We start from the raw sequence: 21,704 nt of genomic DNA on the forward strand, positions 1-21,704 counted from the left end.
GGAAATCGCATCGGGCACCGGAGGGGTCGCGGCGTCAGCGGGGGGCCGGTGTCAGCGTGATGGACAGCTGGTTCTCGACGTTCTGCCGGAACTCGTCCTGGCACCGTTCGATCGCGGCGCTGTCGGTGCCCGCATCGCGGAGGCAGTCGACGAGGTCGCGGCCGCCGACCTTGTTGAAGATCCCGACCCCGACCACCACCAGCACGATCGAGACGATCACGGCCAGCGCCCCGAGGATGATGCCCGCCAGGGACATCCCGCCGTTGGTGGCGCGACGCTTCTTGAACTGCGAGCGTCCGACGAAGCCGAGGATGACGGCGAGGACACCGAGCACGATGCCGCCGACGATCGTCCAGACGCCGAGGACCGCGAGAACGCCGAGGATCAGCGCCGCGATCCCCGCGCCGTTGCGTGGGGACGGCTGCGGCTGGTACCCGCCCGGTGGGTAGCCGCCCGGCGGAACCTGTCCGCCCGGGTACGGCTGTCCCGGGTAGGGCTGCCCGTACTGCGGCGGCGGCCCCGGATACGGCTGCCCACCGGGGTACTGGGGCTGTCCGCCGGGGTACTGGGGCTGTCCGCCCGGGTAGGCGGCGCCGGAGTCGGGCGGTCCGTACTGCGGCGGTTGCCCCTCGGGTGTTCCGTCGGGATTCGGCGGCTGATTCGTCATGACTCTCCTCGGCTGGCGCGACGTCCGCACTAGCAGGTTAGCCCCGCCGATGCCGGAGCGGCGGTCACGACGGTCGTGTCAGAGCAGGTGGACGCTGGACTGCGCGCGGGCCAGCACGATTCCCGACGAGTCGACCGTCTCGGTGTCGATCAGCGCGAGGCGCCTGCCCGCGCGCACGACCTCGGCCCGCACCCGCACCGGACCGCCGTCAAGGGCGGGGGATCGGACGAAGTCAATCCGCAGGTCAAGGGCGCGGTAGTGCTGGCCGGGCGCGGTCAGCGTCTGCGCGGCGAGGCCGGTCATCAGATCCGACACCGCGATCAGGTTGCCGCCCTGCACGGTGCCCAGGTAGTTTGCCATCCACGTCCGCGGCGTGAAGGTGCCGACGACGCGGCCCGGCCCGACCTCCGCCAGGTCGACGCCGAATAACCCGGCCAGCGGGCCACGGGCCACCGCGCCGGATGCGATCGCGGTCACCACGTCGAGACCGGACCGGTCCGCGAACTCGGCGGGATCGGTGCCCGGTTCGGTATCGGGGACGGGGAGCGCGGGGCCGCCGAACACGGTGTCGGCGTGGGTGGCGCCGCGGGTGACGACGACCGCCCGCGCGGTCAGTACCGCGTACGACTGCCCGTCCGGCCCGGTCAGGTCGCCCGCGGCAAGTCCGATTCCGGTGTCGAGGTCGAGGTGGACGGCGTTGCCGCGGGCCACGATGTCGCCGCGGTCGGGCAGCGGCGCCGCCAGTGCGGCGGTGACCTGCGACAGCACGGTCTGCGTCCCGGCGGGCACGGACCGCCCGACGGCGCCGCCGGGGACCGCGTCGACGAGGATGCCGATGGAGCCGAGGATCGTCCGGCCGCGATGATCGTGGAACCGGGGTCCGACCTCCTGGGTGTGCTCGGTGCGGCCGGGTTCGACGGGGCCGGGGCGGGCGCCCATCATCGCCATCAGGCGGTCGACGCGAGGAGCATCGGTGGAGGTCATGGCACCGTTTCTACCATCCGGATCGGGCCGTCAGCCGCCGAGCCGGGTGTGCATCTCCCAGACCAGGATCTCGGCGGGCCGGTCGGCCGTCAGGCGGTGGCCGCCGGTCGAGGTGAACCGCACCGCGTCGCCCTCGGACAGCGGGCCTGCACCCTCGAGGTCCACCTCGCCCTCGGCGACGAACAGGTGCAGGTACGGCGCCTCGGGCAGGGTCAGGCTGTCGCCGGCCCGCATCCGCGCGGCGTACAGGGCGGCACCCCGGTTGTTGATGGTGATCGCGGAATTGTCCCGATGCTTGCGCATCCCGGACGCCACCGGCACCAGGCCGCCCCGCATCAGTTCGTCCTCGATCTCAAGCTGCTCATAGCCGGGGGCGACACCGGACTCGTCGGGCAGCACCCACATCTGGATGAACCGGACCGGGTCGGAGTGGTCGGGGCTCGGCGCCCCGGACAGGCGCCATCCGTCGTTCTTCTCCGAGTGCAGGATTCCGGTGCCCGCGCTCATCCGCTGTGCGAGCCCGGGGTAGATCACCCCGGAGTGCCCCATCGAGTCCTGATGCACCAGCGACCCGCGCAGTACCCAGGTGACGATTTCCATGTCCCGGTGGGGATGGGTGTCGAAGCCCTGCCCCGGGGAGACGATGTCGTCGTTGCTGACGAGCAGCACGCCGTGGTGGGTGTTGTCGGGGTCGTAGTGCTGGCCGAACGAGAAGGAGTGCTTCGAGTCCAGCCAGTCGATCCGCGTTGCCAGGCGCTCGCCGGCGCGATGGACGTCGATCTGTGGGGTGGGTGGTGCCGACATGCAGCCTCCTTCGTGAACTTCGGTCTTCAACATAGCGAGCGGCGCAGGAGTTCCCCTCATCCGTGATCGAGCCGATGCGTGAACGTTGCCGGTGAGCCGCATCGAATCCCGGTGCACGAGTGAGGCGCTCGGGCCCCGTCAGTCCAGTGTCTCGTGGGCGGCCGGGATCGACCCGAGCCTGCCTGCCTGGAAGTCCTCGAACGCCTGGATGACCTCCGCCTTGGTGTTCATCACGAACGGGCCAGCCATCGCGATGGGTTCGCGGATCGGCCGCCCGCCGAGGACGAAGACCTCAAGCGACTCGGTGCGCGAGTCCTGGGTGTCGGCGGCCGCGATCGTGATCGTGCTTCCGCGGCGCCCGAACACGGTGAGTTGCCCGGTCCGGACCGGGCGACGTTCCGTACCGACCGTTCCGTCGCCAGCGAGAACATAAGCGAGCGCGTTGAATTCGGGATTCCACGGCAGGGTCACCGAGGCGCCGGGCGCGATTGTCGCGTGCAGCAACGTGATCGGCGTGTGGGTCGAGCCGGGGCCGTGGTGTCCGTCGAGTTCCCCGGCGATGACCCGGATCAGCGCACCGCCGTCCGGCGAGGACAGCAGCGCCACCCGGTTCCCGGTGATGTCCTGGTAGCGGGGTGCGGCCATCTTGTTGTCGCGGGGCAGGTTCACCCACAGCTGCACGCCGTGGAACAGGCCACCGGTGACCACGAGCTGTTCGGGTGGGGTCTCGATGTGCAGGATGCCGCCGCCCGCGGTCATCCACTGGGTGTCGCCGCCGCCGATCGCGCCGCCGCCGCCGTTGGAGTCCCGGTGTTCGAGGGCGCCGTCGATCATGTAGGTGACGGTCTCGAAGCCGCGGTGTGGATGCCAGGGGGTGCCCTTGGCCTCGCCGGGCGCCGCCTCGTTCTCGCCCATCTGATCCATGTGCAGGAACGGGTCGAGGTGCGCCAGGTCGACGCCAGCGAAGGCGCGCCGGACCGGGAAGCCCTCGCCCTCGTAGCCGCGCGGGGCGGTGGTCACCGACAGTACCGGGCGGGCAAGGGCGTCGGGCGCTGCCGCGGAGACGCGGGGCAGCGCGAGGGTGTTGTCGGCGGTCACGGCGGGCATGCTGCGCTCCTCGAATCAGTAGTTGATCATTCAACTAGCTCACCGTACTCAACGTGCGCCGCCCGGAACTATTCCCGCGCCGTCACGGCAGCAGCACGAACTTGCCTCGCGGGTGCCGTCCGGTCAGCTCGCGGTGCGCACGGGCCGCGTCGGCGAGCGGAAACGTCGCTGCGATCGTCACCTCGAGCGATCCGCGACCGGCGAGTTCGACCAGCTCGGCGCGCGCCTCGCGCCGGATCCGGGCGCTGTCCGGGTCGCCGCCGCCGATCGCGCGGAAGCCGTCCCGCCCGGCCCGCTCGAACGCGACGATCGTGACTATCCGGCCGCGGTCGCCGACGAGGGCGAGCGATGCGTCGATCGCCTCGTCGGTGCCCGCGGTGTCGATCGCCGCATCGACCCCGTCCGGGGCCAGCGCCCGCACCCGGTCGAGGAGCCCGTCGCCGTACTCGACCGGGGTCACCCCGAGCGCGCGCAGGTGGTCGTGGTTCGTCGCGCGAGCGGTGCCGATCACGGTGGCGCCGCGGGCGAGCGCGAGCTGCGCGGTCGCGGCGCCGACGGCCCCGGAGGCGCCGTGCAGGAGGACGGTGTCACCCGCCGCGACCCGGGCGGTGGTCAGCGCGTCGACGGCCGTGGTTCCGCTGGACAGCAGGGCGGCCGCCTGCTCGAAGGACAGGCTCGGAGGCTTGGCGAGGGTGACGGATGCCGGCACCGTGAGGCACTCGGTGTAGGTGCGGGCGCCGGGGTTGACGATGACCTCATCGCCGACCGAGACCGGACCCGTCGGGCCGACCGCGTCCGCCCCGACGGCCGTCACCACGCCCGACGCCTCGATGCCCGGCCGGATCGGCAGTCGTGCGGGATCGGCGCCAAAAGCGCCGCTGTACGACTTGACGTCGAACGGGTTGACCCCGATCGCGCGCAGGCGTACCTGCACCTCGCCCGGTCCGGGAGCGGGCACCGGCTCGGTGATGACGGTGAGGACCTCGGGGTCGCCGTATGCGGCCGCCACCACGGACGCGGTCATGCCATGTTCGGTCATGTCCGGCCAACCCGGGGTCGGCACTAGCTATTCCCAAGCGCCGAAATTTGCACCTCATACAAATTTGGACCGAGTGTAAGTTCGGGCGTAGGCTGGTGCCGTGACCCAGGCATCGGGGCTGCGCGCCGCCAAGAAGCTCGACACCTGGCGCGCCCTGCGCGGCGCCGCCGTCGATCTCGTCACGGCCCGCGGTTTCGACGAGGTGAGCGTCGAGGAGATCGCCGCCGCCGCCCGCGTCTCCAAGAGCACGTTGTTCAACTATTTCGACTCCAAGGAAGCGCTGCTGCTCGATCCCGACCCTGAGGATCCGGCCCGCTGGCGGGCGTTGGCCGATGCGCGGCCCGCGGACGAGCCGGTGTGGCAGGCACTGTGCGAGATCCTCGTCGGGGTCACCTGTCGCGACGAAGCACGGCTGCTGCTGCGCAAGGCGATGATCGAGCAGTGCCAGGCGATGCTCGAGCCCGCGCTCGCCGCCAGCGAACCGTTCCGCGGATTCGTCCGGGAATGGGTCGGCGGCCGGATCCCCGCCGACCCGATGCTCGTCGCATTCGTCGTGAACTCCGCGCTCGCGGTGATGCACACCGCGTACCGAGGCTGGCGACCCGACGAGGGTGCGCCCGCCTTCGAACGGATACTGCGCGACGGGTTCGCCGTTCTCGGTCGCGGACTGCTCGACCTCCCGTCTGCGGGCCCGGTGTGACCGCCCTGCTGGAGTGGCTACAGGAGCTCGAGCCGCTCGTCGTCTACCTCGCCGTCGCTGCCTTCGTGTTCGTCGAGGACGCCCTGTTCATCGGGTTCGTCGTGCCCGGCGAGACGGCCGCGATCGTCGGTGGGGTGATCGCCAGCCAGGCCCGCGTCGACCTGTGGGCGATGATCGTCGTTGTCGTGGTGGCCGCACTGCTCGGTGACACCGTCGGCTTCGGGGTCGGCCGCCGGATCGGGCCTCGGATCCTGCGGTTGCCGTTCGTCGCGGGCGGCCGACTCGACGGGGCACGCGACCTGCTGCGCCGCCGTGGTGGTCCGGCCGTGTTCCTCGCCCGGTTCGTCGCGTTCCTCCGGACCGTGATGCCCCCGCTCGCCGGGATCAGCGGCATGCCCTACCGGCGGTTCCTTGCCTTCAACGCGGTCGCCGCACTGATCTTCGGCGCGGGCAACGTCCTGCTCGGCTACCTTGCCGGGCACTCCTACGAGCGGGTCGAATCGGCACTCGGCAGCGGCATGTGGCTGCTGGTCGCCGTCGCCGCGGCGGGGGCGCTCGGCTGGTGGGCGCGGCGCCGTTTCAAGCCCGGGTCCGGCGCGCACACACCGGAACCTGATCCCGTCTGAGAGCAATTCTCATGTGCGTGCCAATCCCTCCCCAGGGACCGCACGTACGGTCGGTTGCATGCCTGATGTCCTACCCGTCCTCCGCCGCCGGTGGCCCGTTCTCGCGTTGACCGCCGTCCTGCTGATCGTCGGGGCCGGGCTCGTCCTCGGATTGCGGCCCGCGGCGCCGCCGCCGCGCACGGTGGCGATCGTCAACGACGACCGCGGGGCGGACGCGATCGGGGAACGCGTGATCGACGCGCTCGAACGGTCCGAGGGATTCGCCTGGGAGGTCGTCGACGCCGACACGGCTGCCGACCGGAAGTACCTTGCCGCGGTCACCATCCCGGAGGACTTCTCCGACGCCGTCACCTCGCTCGGAACCACGGCGCCGCGGCAGGCGGAGGTGACGGTCCGGCGCGGCAGCGCCGCCGACGACGAGACGCTGACCCGGCTGGCGGCCACCGTCACCGAGGTCACCTCCTCGGCAGGCATCCGGGACCTGCTGTCCGGGATGGCCTCGGCCCGGTCACAGGTGCAGCAGGCGCTGCTGCCCGCCCAGGTCCTGTCAACCGCGACCGCCGCCGCCGACACCCAGGCCAGGCAGATGTTGGACGGGGTGACCGCAATGCTGCCGTACCTGCAGACCGCGAACGACGGCGCGAACCAGCTCGTCGACGTCGCAGGGCAGGTATCGGGCATGGTCGAGCAGGCCAGGGGGCCCGCGGGTGAGCTGGCGACCCGGCTGACCGACCTCGGTGTCACGGTCGGGGATGTCACGACCGGCCTCGACCGCGCGCAGCGGGGACTCGACGAGGTGGCGGCGCGGGTGACGGCCGTCGACGGCGACGCCGCAGCGGCGCTGGAACGCACCGGCAGTGACCTGGCCGACCTCAGCCGGCAGCTGGGCGCGATCACCGGGCTGCTCGGCAGCGGGGTCGGACCCGACACCACCCTCGGCGATGCGGTCGGCGACGGCTTCGGGCAGCTGGAGTCGGTCTCGGCCCAGCTGTCCGGCGCGGGCCGCCAGCTGCAGGACGGGATCGGTCCGATCGCCGCGCAGGCCCCCGAACTGCTCGGTGGAACCACCGACCAGATCCTCGCCGGCATCGATCAGCTGAAGTCGGTGTCCGGGCAGCTGCGTGACCAGGTGGCGAAGGGGGTCGACGCGATCCCGGCCCGCAGCGGTGCCCAGCAGGACGCGATGTCCGATGCGATGGCCGCGCCGGTCGCGGTCGCGGTGACCGGCACCGCCGGGACCGGCCCGATCGGTCCCCAGGCCCTGATGATCCTGTTCGCCGGGACCACGGTGGCCCTGGCCGCGGCGCTGGCCTGGGTGGGGACACGCCGGACCGGTAACCCGACCGCACCGGCGTCGGCTGCGTCATAGTTGGGGCATGGCAACCTTGCGGGCGGTGGGCGTGGCGGTGTCGGCGGCGGCGGTGATCCTGGTCGCGGGCTGCGCCGCGGACACCCCGTCGGGTGGCGGATCCGAGTCCGCGCCTCCGGGAATCAGCACTCAGGGTGTCGGGAAGGTCAGCGCGGCCCCCGACACCGCGACCGTGGTGCTCGGCGTGCAGACGCAGGACGCCACCGCGGAGGCCGCGCTTGCCGCGAACGCGGAACGGGCAACGGCCCTGACGGATGCGTTGAAGAGTCGCGGAGTGGCGGCGGCGGACATCGCCACCAGCGGGCTGTCGGTGCAGCCGACCTATGCGCCCGCATCGTCGACGATCACCGGCTACCAGGTGACCAATCAGGTGACCGCCACCGTTCACGACATCGCCGGTGCGGGCGGCCTCATCGACGGGGCGGCCGCCGCGGCAGGGGACGCGGTGCGGGTGCAGCAGTTGACCTTCTCCATCGGCGACGACAGTGACCTGCGCGCCGAGGCCCGCGCCAGGGCCGTCGAGCAGGCGCGGGCGCAGGCCGGGCAGATCGCCGACGCGGCGGGCGTCGAGCTCGGTGACGTCCGGTCAATCAGCGAGGTCACCGCGGCGGCACCGCCGATGCCGGGCGTCATGATGGACCGGGCGCCATCCACCCCGATCGAGCCGGGCATGCAGGACCTGACCGTCACCGTGTCCGTGGTCTACGACATCGACTGACCGAGAGCCTTCACCGCTGCATACCCGGCCCGCGCGTAGGCGGCGTCCTCGTCGGGTTCGGCGCCGCTGACCCCGATCGCCCCGACCACGGTGCCCGCCAGCCGAATCGGCACCCCGCCGGGAAGGGTCGTCATCGGGTGCGCGGCCTGCGCCCCGATGAGCTCAAGCAACTCCGGGTGCGCGACCTTCAGCCCGGCGAGGTCGCCGGACGCCGCCCCCATCGCGGCCGCCGTTGCCGCCTTCGCGCGGGCCACCCCCGCCGTGAACCACGGCGCCCCGTCACTTCGCGCAGCGAGCACGTCATGACCACGGTCGTCGACGACGACCACGCTGACCCGCTTGTCCTGTTGCGCCGCAGCCGCGAACGCCGCGTCGACCGCGGCCCGGGCTCTCACCAGATTCAGCACGTTGTTCATCGGGCGACCGTACCCGGCGAGCCGGATCCCGTGGTGCGGGACCGAGACCGGGCGCCCGACCGTGACCGATCGAGCGCGCGGCGCCGGTGACCCGCTCGGTCCCACTGAGCGGGACCTGCTCGGAGTGCTCCACGTCACACCGCTTACGTTCGCGTCAGACCGACGGATTCGGTGTGTTCCCGCGTGCCTCGGCACTGCATGGGTGCGCGTCGGGAAGGAATGTGTATGTCACGCAAGCTCGTTGTCGCCCTCGGACTGTCCGCCGCCCTGCTCGCCGGCTGCGGTGCTGCCGAGACGTCGTCGTCCGGGGTGGCCGATCCGAACGCCACCTTCCACTATGCGACGGTCTACGGGACCTCCTCGTTCGACCCGCACAAGACGAAGATCACCAGCGACGCGACCATGCTCAACCTGGTGTACGACCGCCTCGTTCACCGCGACACCGACGCCAATCCCATTCCAGGCCTGGCGGAGTCGTGGCAGTTCGGTGACGGAACGCTGACGCTGCTGCTGCGTGACGGGGTGACCTTCGCCGACGGCACCCCGTTTGACTCCGCCGTCGTCAAGGCGAACCTGGAACGGGCGATGGAGCCGGACTCGGTGACCGCCTCGATGCTCACCGTGGTTACCGGGGTGCAGACCCCGGACCCGCGTACCGCGGTCCTCACCCTGAACGGTCCGGGAGCCCAGCTGGTGCTGACGCTCTCCGATCTGCCGGGAATGATGGTCAACCCCAACGCCTTCGGTACGCCGGAGAAGGACGCTGCGCTCGCCCTGTCGCCGGCCGGAACCGGCAGGTACACGGTCGCAGCATCTCGCCCCGGCGCCGAATACGAGTTCGCGGCCAGGGACGGCTACTGGGATCCCGAGGCGGTCACCTCGACCCGGTTTGTGTGGACCGTGATGACCGACCCGCAGACCCGACTGAACGGGGTCGCCTCCGGGGAAGTGTCCGCCGCCATCACCACGCCGCTGACCATCGACGCGGCCGAGCAGCAGGGTCTCACCGTCGAGGCGCCGATCCGGATGGATCACATGGCGATCAACTTCAACCGCACCAGGGGCGAATTCACGAAGCTCGAGGTGCGGCAGGCGCTCGCATACGCGATCGACCGGCAGGCCATCGCCGACACCGCGATGGAGGGTCACGCCGAGGCCGCGACACAGAACTTCCCGAAGCAGTATTTCGCGCACGACGCCGCACTCGACGACACCTACCGGTACGACCCGGAGAGGGCCCGGCAGTTGCTGGCCCAGGCCGGACTGCCGAATGGCTTCAGCTTCACCGCGATTCTGCTGAACCTCCCCGAGAATCAGCTCGTCGCCCAGATCGTGCAGCAGCAGCTCGCCGAGGTCGGCATCGACATGCAGTTGCGCCCGCTGCCGCCTGCGGACGCGTCGCCGACCTTCAATCGCGGTGACGCCGACGCGATCGTCACCACCTTCACCGGCCGGGCAGATCCGTCGATCCTGCTGACCTCGCTGTACGGGGCCGCGTCGCCGCAGAACCCGTCGCGCGGCAACGCGCCCGGCTTCCAGGAGGCGCTCGACGCCGCGAATTCGGAACCCGATCTCGCCGTCCGCGGCGAGAAGCTCGGCGCGGTGTCGACGATCGTCAGCGACAACGCGCTCGCGCTGCCGCTGGTGTTCTTCGCGCTCGGCTCGACCCTCGACGATCGGGTCGTCGGATACCAGCCGAACCTGCTCGTCGACGAATGGCGTGGCGTCGGTCTCGCCGCCGAATAGCCGCCCATCCCAGCCTTATTCGGTCCGATCAAAGGATGCCTGTGTTCCCACGTAGACTGACGGCCGCGATCGCGGTGTCCACCGCTCTCGTCGCCGGGTGCGGTTCCACCGAAACCGGCGGTGCGTCCGCCGCGGACGTCGACCCGACCGCGACGCTGCGGTACGCCACCACCTACGGCGCGTCCTCCTTCGACCCGCACAAGACGAAGATCACCAGCGACTCGACGATGCTGAACCTGGTCTACGACCGACTCGTGCATCGCGACGTCGACGGCAACCCCGTACCGGGACTTGCGGAGTCGTGGGAATTCGCCGCGGACGGATCCGCGCTGACCCTGCACCTGCGCGAGGGTGTCACCTTCTCCGACGGCGCCGCCGTCGACGCGGCCGCGGTGAAGGCCAACCTGGAGCGGGCGCTGGCCCCGGATTCGATCACTTCCTCGATGCTGGCGGGTGTCGCAGGTGTGGACGCCCCGGATCCCGGCACCGTGGTGCTGCGGCTCGCAGGCCCCGGCGCGCAGCTGGTCCTCACCCTCTCCGACCTGCCCGGGATGATGGTGAGCCCGAATGCCTTCGGCACCCCCGAGAAGGACGCGGCCCTCGTGCTCGCGCCGGTCGGGGCGGGCCGGTACACGGTGGTGAACGCGCAGCCGGGCGCCGAGTATCAGTACGCGGCGCGGCCGGGCTACTGGGATCCGGACGCGGTGCGGGCCGACGGCTTCCAGTGGACGGTGATGACCGATCCCCAGACCCGGGTCGGCGGCGTTGCATCCGGTCAGCTCGACGCGGGCATCGCGACCCCCCAGTCCATCGACTCGGCGACCGCACAGGGCCTCGAGGCGCAGGTGCAGACCAGCCTGAACAACTACGTGCTCAACCTGAACCGGACGCGCAGCGAGTTCGGGAAGATCGAGGTGCGGCGGGCGCTCGCGCACGCGGTGGACCGCGAGTCGATCGTCGCGTCCGCGCTGGAGGGGCACGGTGAGGCGGCCAGCCAGAACTTCCCGACCGGCTACTTCGCACACGACGACGCGCTCGACGGCCAGTACCCGTTCGATCAGGCGACGGCAAAGAGTCTGCTCGCCGACGCCGGTGTGCCGGAAGGCTTCACGTTCGTCGCCGGGGTGTCGAACCTGCCGGAGAACACCATGATCGGGCAGATCATGAAGGAGCAGCTGGCGCAGGTCGGCATCACCATGGAGATCCGGTCGATGACGCCGACCGACCTGAACCCGGCGTTCAACCGCGGGGAGCTGGACGCGATTCTCACCACCCTGGTGGGTCGGGCCGACCCGTCGCTGCTGCTGACCTCCTTCTACGGCCAGAACTCCGCCCAGAATCCGTCCCACGACGCGATCCCCGGGTTCCAGGAGGCGATGGACGCCGCGAACCGGGCGACCGACCCCGGGCAGCGCGCCGCGCTGCTCGGAGACGTGAGCGAGGTGCTGATGGGCGAGGCCGCGATGCTGCCGATCGCCTTCGCGCAGCTCGGTGCGATCACCTCGGATCAGGTCGTCGGCTACGAACCCAACCGGGTCGTCGACGAGTGGCGCGGTGTCGGCGTGGCGGCCAACTGACGTCACGTGTCGTGCGTCACACTCGGGGCGCTACGGGAGTCTTAGCAGCGGGTGAAATGGGAGGGAACATGTCTCGCAAGATGATCGTCGCGGTCGGGTTGACCGCCGCGCTGCTCGCAGGCTGCGCGGGGACCGCCACCGACGGGGCCTCCGACAGCTCGTCGATGGCCACCGATCCGACCGCCACCTTCCGCTACGCGACCACGTACGGCACGTCGTCGTTCGACCCGCACAAGACGAAGGTCGCGCAGGACAACATCCTGCTCGCGCAGGTCTATGACCGTCTCGTCCAGCGTGATCCGGACGCGAACGCGATTCCGGGGCTCGCGACGTCGTGGGAGTTCGCGCCGGACGGGTCCACCCTGACGCTGCACCTGCGTGAGGGGGTCGTCTTCCAGGACGGGACCCCGTTCGACGCGGCAGCGGTCAAGGCGAACCTGCTGCGGGCGAAGGAGCCGGACTCGATCACCACGACGATGTTGGCGCCCGTCGACCGGATCGACACCCCCGACCCGCGCACCGTGGTGCTCGGCCTGAACGGCCCCGGCGCCCAGTTGGTGCTGACCCTGTCCGACCTGCCGGGGATGATGGTCAGCCCCAACGCCTTCGGGACCCCGGAAAAGGATGCCGCGCTGGTCCTCGACCCGGTCGGCGCCGGCCGGTATACGGTGGCCCGCTCCACACCGGGAGCGGAGTACGAATTCGCGTCCTGGGACGGGTACTGGGACGCGGAGTCGGTCGGGGCGAACCGGTTCCAGTGGACCGTCATGGCCGATCCGCAGACCAGGTTGGGCGCGGTTGCCTCGGACCAGATGGACGCCGCGATCGCGACCCCCCTCATCATCGACCCGGCGCGGTCGCAGGGGCTCGACGTGGAGGTGCAGACCAGCCTCAACCACTACGCGCTCAACCTCAACCGGACCCGCAGCGAGTTCGGCACGGTGGAGGTCCGGCAGGCCGTGACCCGGGCCATCGACCGTGAGGTGCTCGCCGCGACCGCGCTCGAGGGTCACGGCGAGGCGGCATCGCAGAACTTCCCGTCCGGCTATTTCGCGTACAACCCCGACCTCGCCGACCGATTCGCGTACTCCGAGGCGGAGGCGAAGGACCTGCTCGCCAGGGCCGGGGTGCCGAACGGATTCACCTTCACCGCCGGGGTGATGAACCTGCCGGAGAACCAGCTGATCGCGCAGATCGTGCAGGAGCAGCTCGAGAAGGTCGGCATCCGAATGGAGATCCGCACCATGACGCCGCAGGAGATGTCGCCGGTGTTCAACCGGGGCGAACTCGACGCCGTGCTGACCACCGTCGTCGGGCGCGCGGACCCGTCCCTGCTGCTGAGCACCTACTACGGGGCGACGTCGCCGCAGAACCCGTCCGCGGACGCCTTGCCGGGCTTCCAGGAGGCGCTCGACGCGGCGAACCGGGAGTCGGATCCGGTGCGGCGGGGTGAGCTGCTCGCGACGGCGTCCGCGGCCGCGATGGACCAGGCGCCGATGGTGCCGCTGGCGTTCTCAGATATCGGGGGCATCGTGACCGACCGTGTCGTCGGCTACCAGCCGTACCGGGCGATGGACGAATGGGGCGGCGTCGGTATCGCCGCCGCGGACTAGCAGGAGGAACACACACAGTGCTACGTCTGATCGGGAGCCGGCTGCTCGCCGTCGTCCCGCTGCTCCTGATCGCGACCGCGATCACCTTCAGCCTCGTCTTCCTCATCCCCGGCGACCCGGCGCACCGGATCGCAGGCGAGTCGGCGACGCCGGAACAGGTCGAGATGGTCCGGCAGGAACTGGGTCTCGACCAACCGGTCGTGGTGCAGTACGTGAACTTCCTGACCGGCCTCGTGCAGGGCGACCTCGGCACCAGCTTCACCTACAAGGCGCCGGTGCTGGATATGATCGTCGACCGGATCCCGGTGACGCTGTCGTTGGCGGTGGTCTCGGTGATCGTCGCCCTGCTGATCGGTATCCCGGCGGGCATCGTCGGCGGCAGCAGGCCGGGCAGCTGGCAGGATCGGGTCGCCGGTGTCGGGTCAACCCTCGGTGTCGCGACACCCAACTTCGTTCTCGCGCTGCTGCTGGTGCTGCTCTTCGCGATGAATCTGAAGGTGTTGCCCGCCACCGGATACACGCCACTGGCGAAGGGGCTGTGGCCGTGGCTCTCGCACCTGCTGCTGCCCGCGATCGCGCTCGGCGTCGCCGCGGCAGCGGAGATCGCCAGGCAGCTGCGGAGTTCGATGATCGACGTGATGCAGCAGGACTACATCCGCACCGCGACGGCGAAGGGCCTGCCGCGGCGCACCGTCCTGGTCAAACACGCGTTGAAGAACGCCTTCATCCCCACGGCCACCGTCCTCGGCATGCAGATCGCGTTCCTGCTCGGCGGTACCGCCGTCATCGAATCGGTGTTCGGGCTCAAGGGTCTCGGCGATCTCGCGATCCAGGCGGTGCTGTCCGGTGACCTGCCGACGATTCAGGGCGTGGTCATCTTCGGAGTGCTCGCCACCGTGGTGATGAGCCTGCTGGTGGACATCTCGTACGGCTACCTCAACCCGAAGACTAGGAGGGCCGCATGACCGCACTGGATGCGACCAATTCGGTCACCGACGGATCCGTTGCCGATGTCGTGGAGTCGCCGCGCCGCCGGTTCTTCCGCAGGCTCCGCGGTCGACGGGCAGCGGTGCTGTCGGCGGCCTTCCTGATCGCGATCACCGTCATCGGGCTGCTGGCGCCGCTGATCGCCCCGCACGACCCCCTCGCGCAGGAACTGACCGCCCGCCGACTGCCCCCGCTGAGCGATGGCTACCTGCTGGGCACCGACAACCTCGGACGGGACACGTTGTCCCGGTTGATGTACGGGATGCGGGTCGCGGTGTCCGCCGCCGCGATCTCGGTGTCCGTCGGGTTGGTGCTCGGGGTGGTCCCCGCGCTGATCGCCGGCTTCCTCGGCAAGCGGTGGGACGCGGTGATCTCGCGTGTCGCGGACGCCTTCCTCAGCTTCCCGCCGCTGCTGCTCGCGATGGCCATCGTCGGTGTGATGGGACCGAACCTGACCAACGCCATGATCGCGATCGGCATCGTGTTCGCGCCCCGCTTCTACCGGGTGGTGCGCGGCGCGGTGATCTCGGTGCGCGAGGACACCTTCATCGAGGCGTCTCGGAGCATCGGGACCCCGACCGGACGGATCATCCGCACCCACGTCCTCCCTCACATCTTCTCCCCGCTGATCGTCCAGGTCAGTCTCGCCTGCGGGTTCGCGATGCTCGCGGAGTCGTCGCTGAGCTTCCTCGGCCTCGGTGTGCAGCCACCCGACCCGAGTTGGGGGCGGATGCTCGCCGAGGGGCGCGAGGCGTGGAACTACACGCCGTGGCCGGTGCTGATTCCGGCGGTCGCGATCATCCTCGCGGTGCTGGCCTGCAACACCCTCGGCGACGGCATCCGGGATTCCGTCGGACGCGAGAACAGGAGTGAGCGATGAGCGAGACGTTGCTGTCCGTCGAGGGACTCGGCGTCGAGTTCCTCACCCACGGCGGATGGACCCCGGTGCTGCAGGACGTCACCTTCGACGTCCGGGCGGGTGACCTCGTCGGGCTGGTCGGGGAGTCGGGGTCCGGCAAGAGCGTCACCTGCTCGTCGGTGCTGCGGCTGCTGCCGCAACGCCAGTCGCGGGTGACCGCCGGAAGCATTCGCTTCCAGGGCCGCGACCTGTTGGCCGCGTCCGAACGGGAACTGGGCGCGGTGCGCGGTAACGACATCGCGATGATCTTCCAGGAGCCGATGACGAGCCTGAACCCGGTGTTCACCGTCGGTGACCAGATCGCCGAGGTGGTCCGCAGGCACCGCGGCGTCGGCCGCAAGGCGGCGCTCGCCAGGGCCGTCGAGGTGCTCGACCTGGTCGGCATTCCGAATGCCGCGCGGCGGGTCACGGAGTACCCGCACGAGTTCTCCGGCGGCATGCGGCAGCGGGTGATGATCGCGATGGCGCTCGCCTGTGAGCCCAAGCTGCTGATCGCCGACGAACCGACCACCGCGTTGGACGTCACGATTCAGGCGCAGGTTCTCGACCTGATCCGGGACATGGCAACACAATTCGACATGGGTGTGCTGTTCGTGACCCACGACCTCGGGGTGGTCGCGGACCTGTGCACCGAGGTGGTGGTGATGTATGCGGGTCAGGTCGTTGAGCGGGCCCGCACCGGTGACCTGTACGACACCCCCCGGCACCCGTACACGGAGGGGCTGCTCAAGTCGGTGCCGTCGATCGACGGCCGGGTCGACCTGCACACCATCCCCGGCTCCCCGCCGGTCCCCGGCTCAATCCCGACTGGCTGCCGCTTCGCGCCGCGCTGCGGGTACCGGGAACCGGTGTGCGACACCACCGTCGGGTTGGGGGGCCTCGGCGGCGAGCGCCTCGCGCGGTGTGCGCGGGTCGAGGAACTCACCCTGGAGGGATGCTCATGACGGTCGACGTGCAGGCCCGGACCGAGGCGCCGCTGCTCGCCGTGCGCGGACTGAACGTGGAGTTTGGTAGCGGGGCAGCACTATTCGGTCGCAGGCGGACCGTTCGGGCGGTCAACGACGTCAGCTTCGACATCCGTTCGGGTGAGACCTTTGCGTTGGTCGGCGAGTCGGGGTCGGGGAAGTCGACCACCGCGCGGGGAATTCTCCGGCTCGTCGACGTCGCATCCGGGACCGTCACCCTCGACGGCGTCGACGTGACCGCCCTGTCCCGCACCGAGCTTCGGTCCGCGCGCCGCGACATGCAGATGGTGTTCCAGGACCCGTACTCGTCGCTGGATTCGGCGCGCACCGTCGGCGATGCGATCGCCGAACCCCTCGAGGTGCACACCGATCTCGACGCGGAGGCCCGCCGGCGCAAGGTCGGGGACCTGCTCGAGCAGGTCGGGCTCCGGCGGGAGCACGCCCAGCGGTATCCGTACGAATTCTCCGGCGGGCAGCGTCAGCGCATCGCGATCGCCCGCGCGATCGCCGTCGAACCGAAGCTGATCATCGCGGACGAGGCCGTCAGCGCGCTCGACGTGTCCACCCAGAACCAGGTGATCGCGCTGCTCGAACGACTCTCGCGGGAGCTGGGCATCGCGTACCTATTCATCGCCCACGACCTCGCGGTGGTCCGGCACATCGCGCAGACCACCGCGGTGATGTACCTGGGCCGGATCGTGGAGTGGGGGCCGTCGGATCGCTTGTTCAGCGCGCCCGCGCACCCGTACACCAAGGCGCTGCTGTCGGCGGTCCCGGTCCCGAACCCGCGACGGCAGCGCGAACGGGAACGGATCCGGCTGTCCGGCGAGCTGCCCGACCCGGCCAACCCGCCCCCGGGCTGCGCGTTCAGCACCCGCTGCCCGGTGGCGGTCGAGCGCTGCCGGACCGAGGTCCCGGTGGTGACCGAGGTGGTCGGGGGTGGGCAGGTGGCCTGCCACCTGGCGTAGTCGCCGCGCGCCGGGCGTCGGGCGCATATCGTGGGCGAGGTGACTCGCACAGAGGGATCGTTCACCGGTAATCACGGCACCCGGATCACCTACGACACCTGGACCCCGGACGGGGCTCCGGTCGCGATCCTGGTGCTGGCCCACGGGTTCGGCGAGCACGCCCGCCGCTACGACCATGTCGTGCGGCGGCTCACCGACCTCGGCCTGGTGGTGTACGCGCCCGACCACCGCGGGCACGGACGATCCGGCGGTAAGCGCGTCGAGCTCCGGGAGTGGCGCGATTTCACCGACGACCTGCACCGGGTGTTCGCTATCGCCCGCGCCGCGCATCCCGGGCTGCCGGTGTACCTGCTCGGTCACAGCATGGGCGGGGCGATCGCCCTCGACTACGCACTCGACCACCAGGCGGACCTGGCCGGGCTGATCCTGTCCGGCCCCGCCGTCGACGTGGCCTCGGAAACTCCCGGCGTCGTGGTCGCGCTCGGCAAGATGCTCGGCCGGTATCTGCCGGGGTTGCCGGTGGAGACGCTCGACGCGAACCGGGTCTCCCGCGATCCGAAGGTCGTCGCCGCATACAACGCGGACCCGCTGGTGCACCACGGCAAGGTGCCAGCCGGCATCGCGCGCGGGTTGATCGTCAACGCCGAGTCGCTGCCCGCGCGACTGCCCGCGCTGACGGTGCCGTTGCTGCTGATGCACGGCGAGCAGGACGGGCTCGTGAACGTGAACGGCAGCCGGATGATCGCGTCCACCGCCGGGTCGACGGACCTGACGTACCGGGAGTACCCGGGCCTGTACCACGAGGTGTTCAACGAACCGGAGCGCGAGCAGGTGCTCGGCGACGTGGTCGAGTGGCTCGCGGCGCACCTGACCGACCCGACGCGCACGGAACGCTCCTGATGTCGGAGCTGACTCATCGGACCCTGCCGGTGAACGGCATCGACCTGCACGTCGCCGAGCAGGGGCAGGGGATGCCGGTGGTGCTGTGCCACGGCTTCCCCGGCCTGTGGTTCACCTGGCGGCACCAGATCGAGGCGCTGTCCCGGGCCGGGTACCGGGTGATCGCCCCCGACATGCGCGGCTACGGGCGCAGCAACGCGCCCGGCGACGCCGCCGCCTACGACCGTCCGCACACGGTCGGCGACCTCGTCGGGCTGCTCGACGCCCTCGACCTCGAGCAGGCGGTGTTCGCCGGGCACGACTTCGGCGCCCACCTGGTGTGGGACCTGCCCGCCTGGGCGCCCGGGCGGGTGCGGGCGCTGATGCAGCTCAGCGTTCCGCGGACGCCCCGGCTTCCGGTGCAGCCCACCGTGGGGTTCCGGTACCTGGCGTCCCAGCATTTCGCGCACGTGCACTACTTCCAGGAGGTCGGCGTCGCGGACGCCGAACTGAACGGTCGGCCGCGGGAGTTCCTCGCGAAGATCCTGCACGCGCTGTCCGGGGCGAACCGGTACCTGGACTGCTGGGAGTTCCCGTCCGAGGGCAACGGCTACCTCGACGTCCTCCCCGACCCACCGTCGCTGCCGTGGCCGTGGCTCGATGAGTCCGAATTCGACTACTATGTCGAGGAATTCACCCGAACCGGGTTCACCGGAGGATTGAACTGGTACCGCGCGGAGGATGCGGTGTGGGCGCAGAACGAGACCCGCCACGACCTCCCGATCGAGGTGCCGACCGTCTTCGTCGCCGGCGCGAAGGACCCCGTCCTGGAAATGATGGGACGGGACCCGTTCGCCACCATGCAGACCCTCGTCCCCGGGCTGGTCGGAACCCACGTCGTCGACGGGGCGGGCCACTTCGTCCAGATGGAGAAGCCCGACGAGGTCAACGCGATCTGGCTCGACTTCCTCGCCGGCCTCGACGCTTGACCGCTGCCCGGCCTGACCGCCGCCCGGCCTGACCGCCGCTCGGCCTGACCGAATGTGGGATTCGGTCAGTCAGACTGACCGAATCCCACATTCGGTCGGAGGGGGCGGCGGGGGTGGGGGCGGGGGCGGGGGCGGGGGCTACGTGATCGTGGCCAGCGAGGCGAGGGTGGCGGAGCAGGCGTCCGCGACCTCGGCGCCCTTTTTGTCGAAGTGGGCGGTGAAGAAGTCGGCGTGGTCGGTGTGCTCGTGGAAGTGGTGCGGGGTGAGCACCGCGGAGAACACCGGCACGTTGGTGTCGAGTTGCACCCGCATCAGGCCGTCGATCACGGCGGACGCGACGAAGTCGTGCCGGTAGATGCCGCCGTCGACGACGAGTCCCGCGGCGACGACGGCGTCGACGCGTCCAGTGCTGGCCAACCTCTTGGCGTGCAGCGGAATCTCGAACGCGCCGGGCGTCTCGAAGAACTCGATATCGGTGGGGTCGTGTCCGAGCTCGCGCCAGCGGGCGGCGAATGCATCCCGCGCGTGGTCGACGATGGACCGGTGCCAGGTGGCCTGAACGAAGGCGATGGTCATGCGCCGATGCTAGTCCCGGACGCCCGAACCGCCGCCGAGCGGACGTGCCGACCCGACCTAACCTACGGTACCGTAGGTTTTATGACGAAGCCGGACGTGACCCTCGAGAACTCCGACGCCGTGTACGACTTCTACCTCGCGCACCGGCAGAACCGGCTGCTCGCGAAGGCGGCGTACGCGACGCTGGCCGCGAAGTTTCGCCCACGGGTGCGGTTCGCGGAGGGTGCCCGCGAGACGATCGCGGCGCTGGTCCGGGACGGTGTCAGCGTGGTGTTGTCGGCGAACCACCTGTCCGAGTCGGATCCGTACACGGTGGCGGGGGCGGCCTGGCGCAGCCCGCTGCGGTCGGTGATCGGCCGGACCAGGGTGCTGGCCAAGGACGAATTGTTCGCCGACCGGGCGCTGCGCGACCGGATCGACCTGATGGGCTCGATCCCGGTGTTCCGGGGCCGCAACCACGGCATGCGGGCGGTCAACGCCGCGGGCCAGCGGATGATGGACGTGTGCGCCGAGCGCATGCGCCGCGGCGACAGCCTGGCGATCTTCCCGGAGGGCACCTGCAACGAGGGCGACCCGAGGCGGCTGCAGGCCGTCGGCAGCGGCGTCGGGCACATCACCAGCCGGGCGATCCGGCTTGGGGTCACGCCCGCGCTCCTGCACATGGGCATCAGCTACGGCGGGTCCGGTGGCCCGGCCACCCGCGGCGCGAGCGTCTACTTCGGCACCCCGATCACCGAGGTTCCCGACAAGCCCGCGGCGATCGCCCGACTCGTCCGTGATCGCCTGCAGGAGGCCGTCGACGGCGCGGTCGCCCGCTACTGAGTCGTCGGTAGACTGTCGCCGACCCGTCTGGAGGACGAAAATGCAGCAAGTGGATGTGAACGCGCTGGCGGAGGAGCTCGCCGCAGGCGCCGCGCTGATCGACGTGCGCGAGGCCGACGAGTACGCGCGGGCGCGGGTCCCCGGCGCGGTGCTCGTCCCGCTCAGCGAGTTCACGGCCCGTCTGGACGAGATCCCAGCCGCGGACCCGGTGTACGTGATCTGTGCGATGGGTGGCCGGAGCGCGCAGGCGGCGCAGTATCTGGGCGCGACGGGTATCAACGCCGTCAACGTCGCGGGTGGCACCGAGGCGTGGATCGCGTCGGGACGTCCGGTCGAGAGCGGCTCCTGAGCGGTCGGTGACGTGACCGACGGTCAGCGCCACAACCGGTCGTAGGCCTCGATCTCGGCGGCGCGCGCGGCCCGACGCTTGTCGTTGTCGAGGTCCATCGGCAGGCCGTTTTTCTGCAGCCGCCGTGCCCGGTTCTGGTGGATGTAGACCACCGAGTAGAAGACCGCGAGCGACATGCCGAGCAGCACCATCGAGGCGCGCAGCCACAGCGGCCCCGGGAAGAGCAGGAACATCGCGTACAGCGGGAGGAACGGAACCTGCTGCCGCAGCAGGTGACGCACCACGTAGCGGTCGCCGGTGAGGTCGTTGCGTACCCAGTCGTTCATCGAGGCGGGAAGCTTCGCGCCGAACGCATACGCGATCCACTGCAGCGGGTTGGGTGTGGTGGTGCCCATCATGCCTGTGCTCACTTCTCCAGTGCCCCGGCAGCCAGCGCCGCCGTGTTGATGCCGGTGAGGACTCGGTGCAGTTCCTCAAGTTGGGGTAGCCCGACGCCGAGGGCGGCGACCACGGCAGGGGGGATCCGCTCCGCATCGGCGCGCAGCGCGCGACCGGCGTCGGTCAGGTCGACGACGAGCGCGCGTTCGTCCTCCGCGCTGCGGGTGCGGGTGATCAACCCGGACGCCTCGAGGCGCTTAAGAAGCGGCGATAGCGTCGCCGAATCCAGTTGCAGCGCAGCGCCGATCGACTTCACGGACATCGGCGCGTCGCCCCACAGCGCGAGCATCACGAGATACTGCGGGTGGGTGAGGCCCATCGGCTCGAGCAGTGGCCGGTACACCGACAGCACGGCGCGGTTTGCCACGGCCAGCGCGAAGCAGACCTGGCGGTCGAGGGCGAGGGGGTCGTCGGCCGTCACAATCCGAAGCGTACACGATTAAGTA

At 70.5% G+C, this 21,704-nt stretch carries 24 protein-coding genes; 15 read left to right on the forward strand and 9 right to left on the reverse strand.

Annotated elements, in window-relative coordinates:
• Positions 1-34: 34 nt before the first annotated feature.
• The 5 genes from ACFWPA_RS13095 to ACFWPA_RS13115 all read right to left on the reverse strand — a co-directional run bounded on the left by ACFWPA_RS13095 (position 35) and on the right by ACFWPA_RS13115 (position 4,586).
• Positions 35-667, reverse strand: a complete 633-nt coding sequence (locus ACFWPA_RS13095; RefSeq protein ID WP_378570434.1) for a DUF4190 domain-containing protein — start codon at positions 665-667, stop codon at positions 35-37.
• Positions 668-745: 78 nt separating this feature from the next.
• Positions 746-1,651: a PaaI family thioesterase gene (locus ACFWPA_RS13100; protein ID WP_378570436.1), complete on the reverse strand. Its 906-nt coding sequence runs from the start codon at positions 1,649-1,651 to the stop codon at positions 746-748.
• A 30-nt stretch (positions 1,652-1,681) separates the two neighbouring features.
• Positions 1,682-2,455, reverse strand: a complete 774-nt coding sequence (locus ACFWPA_RS13105; protein ID WP_378570438.1) for a pirin family protein — start codon at positions 2,453-2,455, stop codon at positions 1,682-1,684.
• 138 nt (positions 2,456-2,593) lie between these two features.
• Positions 2,594-3,562 carry a pirin family protein gene (locus tag ACFWPA_RS13110; protein WP_378509250.1) on the reverse strand — a complete coding sequence of 323 codons (969 nt, stop codon included), beginning with the start codon at positions 3,560-3,562 and terminating at the stop codon, positions 2,594-2,596.
• An 82-nt stretch (positions 3,563-3,644) separates the two neighbouring features.
• Entirely contained in the window at positions 3,645-4,586 is a 942-nt protein-coding gene (locus tag ACFWPA_RS13115) for an NADP-dependent oxidoreductase (RefSeq protein ID WP_378509271.1), read from the reverse strand.
• A 115-nt stretch (positions 4,587-4,701) separates the two neighbouring features.
• Between ACFWPA_RS13115 and ACFWPA_RS13120 the strand changes: the two genes are divergently transcribed.
• From ACFWPA_RS13120 to ACFWPA_RS13135, 4 genes are read left to right on the forward strand one after another with little or no spacing between them, the layout of a single operon-like run.
• A complete protein-coding gene (locus ACFWPA_RS13120; protein ID WP_378509251.1) occupies positions 4,702-5,301 on the forward strand; it encodes a TetR/AcrR family transcriptional regulator in 600 nt (199 codons plus the stop codon).
• Entirely contained in the window at positions 5,298-5,927 is a 630-nt protein-coding gene (locus ACFWPA_RS13125) for a DedA family protein (protein ID WP_378570440.1), read from the forward strand. Before ACFWPA_RS13120 ends, ACFWPA_RS13125 begins: the two co-directional genes overlap by 4 nt.
• 58 nt (positions 5,928-5,985) lie before the next feature.
• Entirely contained in the window at positions 5,986-7,296 is a 1,311-nt protein-coding gene (locus ACFWPA_RS13130) for a YhgE/Pip domain-containing protein (RefSeq protein WP_378509253.1), read from the forward strand.
• 7 nt (positions 7,297-7,303) lie between these two features.
• Positions 7,304-8,014 (forward strand): SIMPL domain-containing protein, encoded by a 711-nt coding sequence (locus ACFWPA_RS13135; RefSeq protein ID WP_378509254.1) that lies wholly within the window; start codon positions 7,304-7,306, stop codon positions 8,012-8,014.
• On the opposite strand, the gene ACFWPA_RS13140 is transcribed toward ACFWPA_RS13135, so the two are convergent.
• A complete protein-coding gene (locus tag ACFWPA_RS13140; RefSeq protein WP_378509255.1) occupies positions 7,999-8,430 on the reverse strand; it encodes a heme-binding protein in 432 nt (143 codons plus the stop codon). The two genes, ACFWPA_RS13135 and ACFWPA_RS13140, sit on opposite strands and share 16 nt — an antisense overlap.
• A gap of 225 nt (positions 8,431-8,655) precedes the next feature.
• Here ACFWPA_RS13140 and ACFWPA_RS13145 point away from each other — a divergent pair, with 225 nt between their 5' ends.
• The 9 genes from ACFWPA_RS13145 (at position 8,656) to ACFWPA_RS13185 (ending at position 19,073) form a co-directional block, all read left to right on the forward strand.
• Complete coding sequence (locus ACFWPA_RS13145; protein WP_378509256.1) at positions 8,656-10,176, forward strand: ABC transporter substrate-binding protein; 1,521 nt, start codon at positions 8,656-8,658, stop codon at positions 10,174-10,176.
• A 35-nt stretch (positions 10,177-10,211) separates the two neighbouring features.
• On the forward strand, positions 10,212-11,753 hold the full coding sequence (locus ACFWPA_RS13150) for an ABC transporter substrate-binding protein (RefSeq protein WP_378509257.1): 1,542 nt from the start codon (positions 10,212-10,214) through the stop codon (positions 11,751-11,753).
• Between the two features lie 68 nt (positions 11,754-11,821).
• Positions 11,822-13,366: an ABC transporter substrate-binding protein gene (locus tag ACFWPA_RS13155; RefSeq protein WP_378509258.1), complete on the forward strand. Its 1,545-nt coding sequence runs from the start codon at positions 11,822-11,824 to the stop codon at positions 13,364-13,366.
• A 17-nt stretch (positions 13,367-13,383) separates the two neighbouring features.
• On the forward strand, positions 13,384-14,331 hold the full coding sequence (locus tag ACFWPA_RS13160; RefSeq protein ID WP_378509259.1) for an ABC transporter permease: 948 nt from the start codon (positions 13,384-13,386) through the stop codon (positions 14,329-14,331).
• The gene (locus ACFWPA_RS13165; RefSeq protein WP_378570443.1) at positions 14,328-15,233 is read left to right on the forward strand and encodes an ABC transporter permease; all 906 of its coding nucleotides are present in this window, start codon (positions 14,328-14,330) and stop codon (positions 15,231-15,233) included. Before ACFWPA_RS13160 ends, ACFWPA_RS13165 begins: the two co-directional genes overlap by 4 nt.
• The gene (locus ACFWPA_RS13170; protein WP_378509261.1) at positions 15,230-16,216 is read left to right on the forward strand and encodes an ABC transporter ATP-binding protein; all 987 of its coding nucleotides are present in this window, start codon (positions 15,230-15,232) and stop codon (positions 16,214-16,216) included. Before ACFWPA_RS13165 ends, ACFWPA_RS13170 begins: the two co-directional genes overlap by 4 nt.
• Positions 16,213-17,205 carry an ABC transporter ATP-binding protein gene (locus ACFWPA_RS13175; RefSeq protein WP_378509272.1) on the forward strand — a complete coding sequence of 331 codons (993 nt, stop codon included), beginning with the start codon at positions 16,213-16,215 and terminating at the stop codon, positions 17,203-17,205. Before ACFWPA_RS13170 ends, ACFWPA_RS13175 begins: the two co-directional genes overlap by 4 nt.
• Positions 17,206-17,244: 39 nt before the next feature.
• Positions 17,245-18,105 (forward strand): alpha/beta hydrolase, encoded by an 861-nt coding sequence (locus ACFWPA_RS13180; RefSeq protein ID WP_378509262.1) that lies wholly within the window; start codon positions 17,245-17,247, stop codon positions 18,103-18,105.
• Entirely contained in the window at positions 18,105-19,073 is a 969-nt protein-coding gene (locus tag ACFWPA_RS13185) for an alpha/beta fold hydrolase (RefSeq protein WP_378509263.1), read from the forward strand. Before ACFWPA_RS13180 ends, ACFWPA_RS13185 begins: the two co-directional genes overlap by 1 nt.
• A gap of 138 nt (positions 19,074-19,211) precedes the next feature.
• On the opposite strand, the gene ACFWPA_RS13190 is transcribed toward ACFWPA_RS13185, so the two are convergent.
• Positions 19,212-19,649: a 6,7-dimethyl-8-ribityllumazine synthase gene (locus ACFWPA_RS13190; protein ID WP_378509181.1), complete on the reverse strand. Its 438-nt coding sequence runs from the start codon at positions 19,647-19,649 to the stop codon at positions 19,212-19,214.
• A gap of 81 nt (positions 19,650-19,730) precedes the next feature.
• Here ACFWPA_RS13190 and ACFWPA_RS13195 point away from each other — a divergent pair, with 81 nt between their 5' ends.
• Positions 19,731-20,471, forward strand: coding sequence for a lysophospholipid acyltransferase family protein (locus ACFWPA_RS13195; RefSeq protein ID WP_378509180.1), 741 nt, complete (start codon positions 19,731-19,733; stop codon positions 20,469-20,471).
• A gap of 40 nt (positions 20,472-20,511) precedes the next feature.
• Complete coding sequence (locus ACFWPA_RS13200; RefSeq protein WP_378509179.1) at positions 20,512-20,820, forward strand: rhodanese-like domain-containing protein; 309 nt, start codon at positions 20,512-20,514, stop codon at positions 20,818-20,820.
• A 23-nt stretch (positions 20,821-20,843) separates the two neighbouring features.
• On the opposite strand, the gene ACFWPA_RS13205 is transcribed toward ACFWPA_RS13200, so the two are convergent.
• Positions 20,844-21,215: a DUF5313 family protein gene (locus ACFWPA_RS13205; RefSeq protein ID WP_378509188.1), complete on the reverse strand. Its 372-nt coding sequence runs from the start codon at positions 21,213-21,215 to the stop codon at positions 20,844-20,846.
• A gap of 11 nt (positions 21,216-21,226) precedes the next feature.
• Positions 21,227-21,679, reverse strand: a complete 453-nt coding sequence (locus ACFWPA_RS13210) for a MarR family winged helix-turn-helix transcriptional regulator (RefSeq protein WP_378509178.1) — start codon at positions 21,677-21,679, stop codon at positions 21,227-21,229.
• Positions 21,680-21,704 lie beyond the last annotated feature (25 nt).

The sequence above is a fragment of the Rhodococcus sp. NPDC058505 genome, assembly GCF_042720095.1.
Classification (GTDB): domain Bacteria; phylum Actinomycetota; class Actinomycetes; order Mycobacteriales; family Mycobacteriaceae; genus Rhodococcus_G.

Excerpts from the sequence above, each read along its gene's own strand:
- ACFWPA_RS13155 (WP_378509258.1), top strand. The coding sequence starts at position 11,822 with ATGTCTCGCAAGATGATCGTCGCGGTCGGGTTGACCGCCGCGCTGCTC.
- ACFWPA_RS13150 (WP_378509257.1), top strand. The coding sequence starts at position 10,212 with ATGCCTGTGTTCCCACGTAGACTGACGGCCGCGATCGCGGTGTCCACC.
- ACFWPA_RS13130 (WP_378509253.1), top strand. The coding sequence starts at position 5,986 with ATGCCTGATGTCCTACCCGTCCTCCGCCGCCGGTGGCCCGTTCTCGCG.
- ACFWPA_RS13140 (WP_378509255.1), bottom strand. The coding sequence starts at position 8,430 with ATGAACAACGTGCTGAATCTGGTGAGAGCCCGGGCCGCGGTCGACGCG.
- ACFWPA_RS13095 (WP_378570434.1), bottom strand. The coding sequence starts at position 667 with ATGACGAATCAGCCGCCGAATCCCGACGGAACACCCGAGGGGCAACCG.
- ACFWPA_RS13100 (WP_378570436.1), bottom strand. The coding sequence starts at position 1,651 with ATGACCTCCACCGATGCTCCTCGCGTCGACCGCCTGATGGCGATGATG.
- ACFWPA_RS13170 (WP_378509261.1), top strand. The coding sequence starts at position 15,230 with ATGAGCGAGACGTTGCTGTCCGTCGAGGGACTCGGCGTCGAGTTCCTC.
- ACFWPA_RS13205 (WP_378509188.1), bottom strand. The coding sequence starts at position 21,215 with ATGGGCACCACCACACCCAACCCGCTGCAGTGGATCGCGTATGCGTTC.
- ACFWPA_RS13200 (WP_378509179.1), top strand. The coding sequence starts at position 20,512 with ATGCAGCAAGTGGATGTGAACGCGCTGGCGGAGGAGCTCGCCGCAGGC.
- ACFWPA_RS13105 (WP_378570438.1), bottom strand. The coding sequence starts at position 2,455 with ATGTCGGCACCACCCACCCCACAGATCGACGTCCATCGCGCCGGCGAG.
- ACFWPA_RS13115 (WP_378509271.1), bottom strand. The coding sequence starts at position 4,586 with ATGACCGCGTCCGTGGTGGCGGCCGCATACGGCGACCCCGAGGTCCTC.
- ACFWPA_RS13185 (WP_378509263.1), top strand. The coding sequence starts at position 18,105 with ATGTCGGAGCTGACTCATCGGACCCTGCCGGTGAACGGCATCGACCTG.
- ACFWPA_RS13110 (WP_378509250.1), bottom strand. The coding sequence starts at position 3,562 with ATGCCCGCCGTGACCGCCGACAACACCCTCGCGCTGCCCCGCGTCTCC.
- ACFWPA_RS13190 (WP_378509181.1), bottom strand. The coding sequence starts at position 19,649 with ATGACCATCGCCTTCGTTCAGGCCACCTGGCACCGGTCCATCGTCGAC.
- ACFWPA_RS13145 (WP_378509256.1), top strand. The coding sequence starts at position 8,656 with ATGTCACGCAAGCTCGTTGTCGCCCTCGGACTGTCCGCCGCCCTGCTC.
- ACFWPA_RS13195 (WP_378509180.1), top strand. The coding sequence starts at position 19,731 with ATGACGAAGCCGGACGTGACCCTCGAGAACTCCGACGCCGTGTACGAC.
- ACFWPA_RS13135 (WP_378509254.1), top strand. The coding sequence starts at position 7,304 with ATGGCAACCTTGCGGGCGGTGGGCGTGGCGGTGTCGGCGGCGGCGGTG.
- ACFWPA_RS13165 (WP_378570443.1), top strand. The coding sequence starts at position 14,328 with ATGACCGCACTGGATGCGACCAATTCGGTCACCGACGGATCCGTTGCC.
- ACFWPA_RS13175 (WP_378509272.1), top strand. The coding sequence starts at position 16,213 with ATGACGGTCGACGTGCAGGCCCGGACCGAGGCGCCGCTGCTCGCCGTG.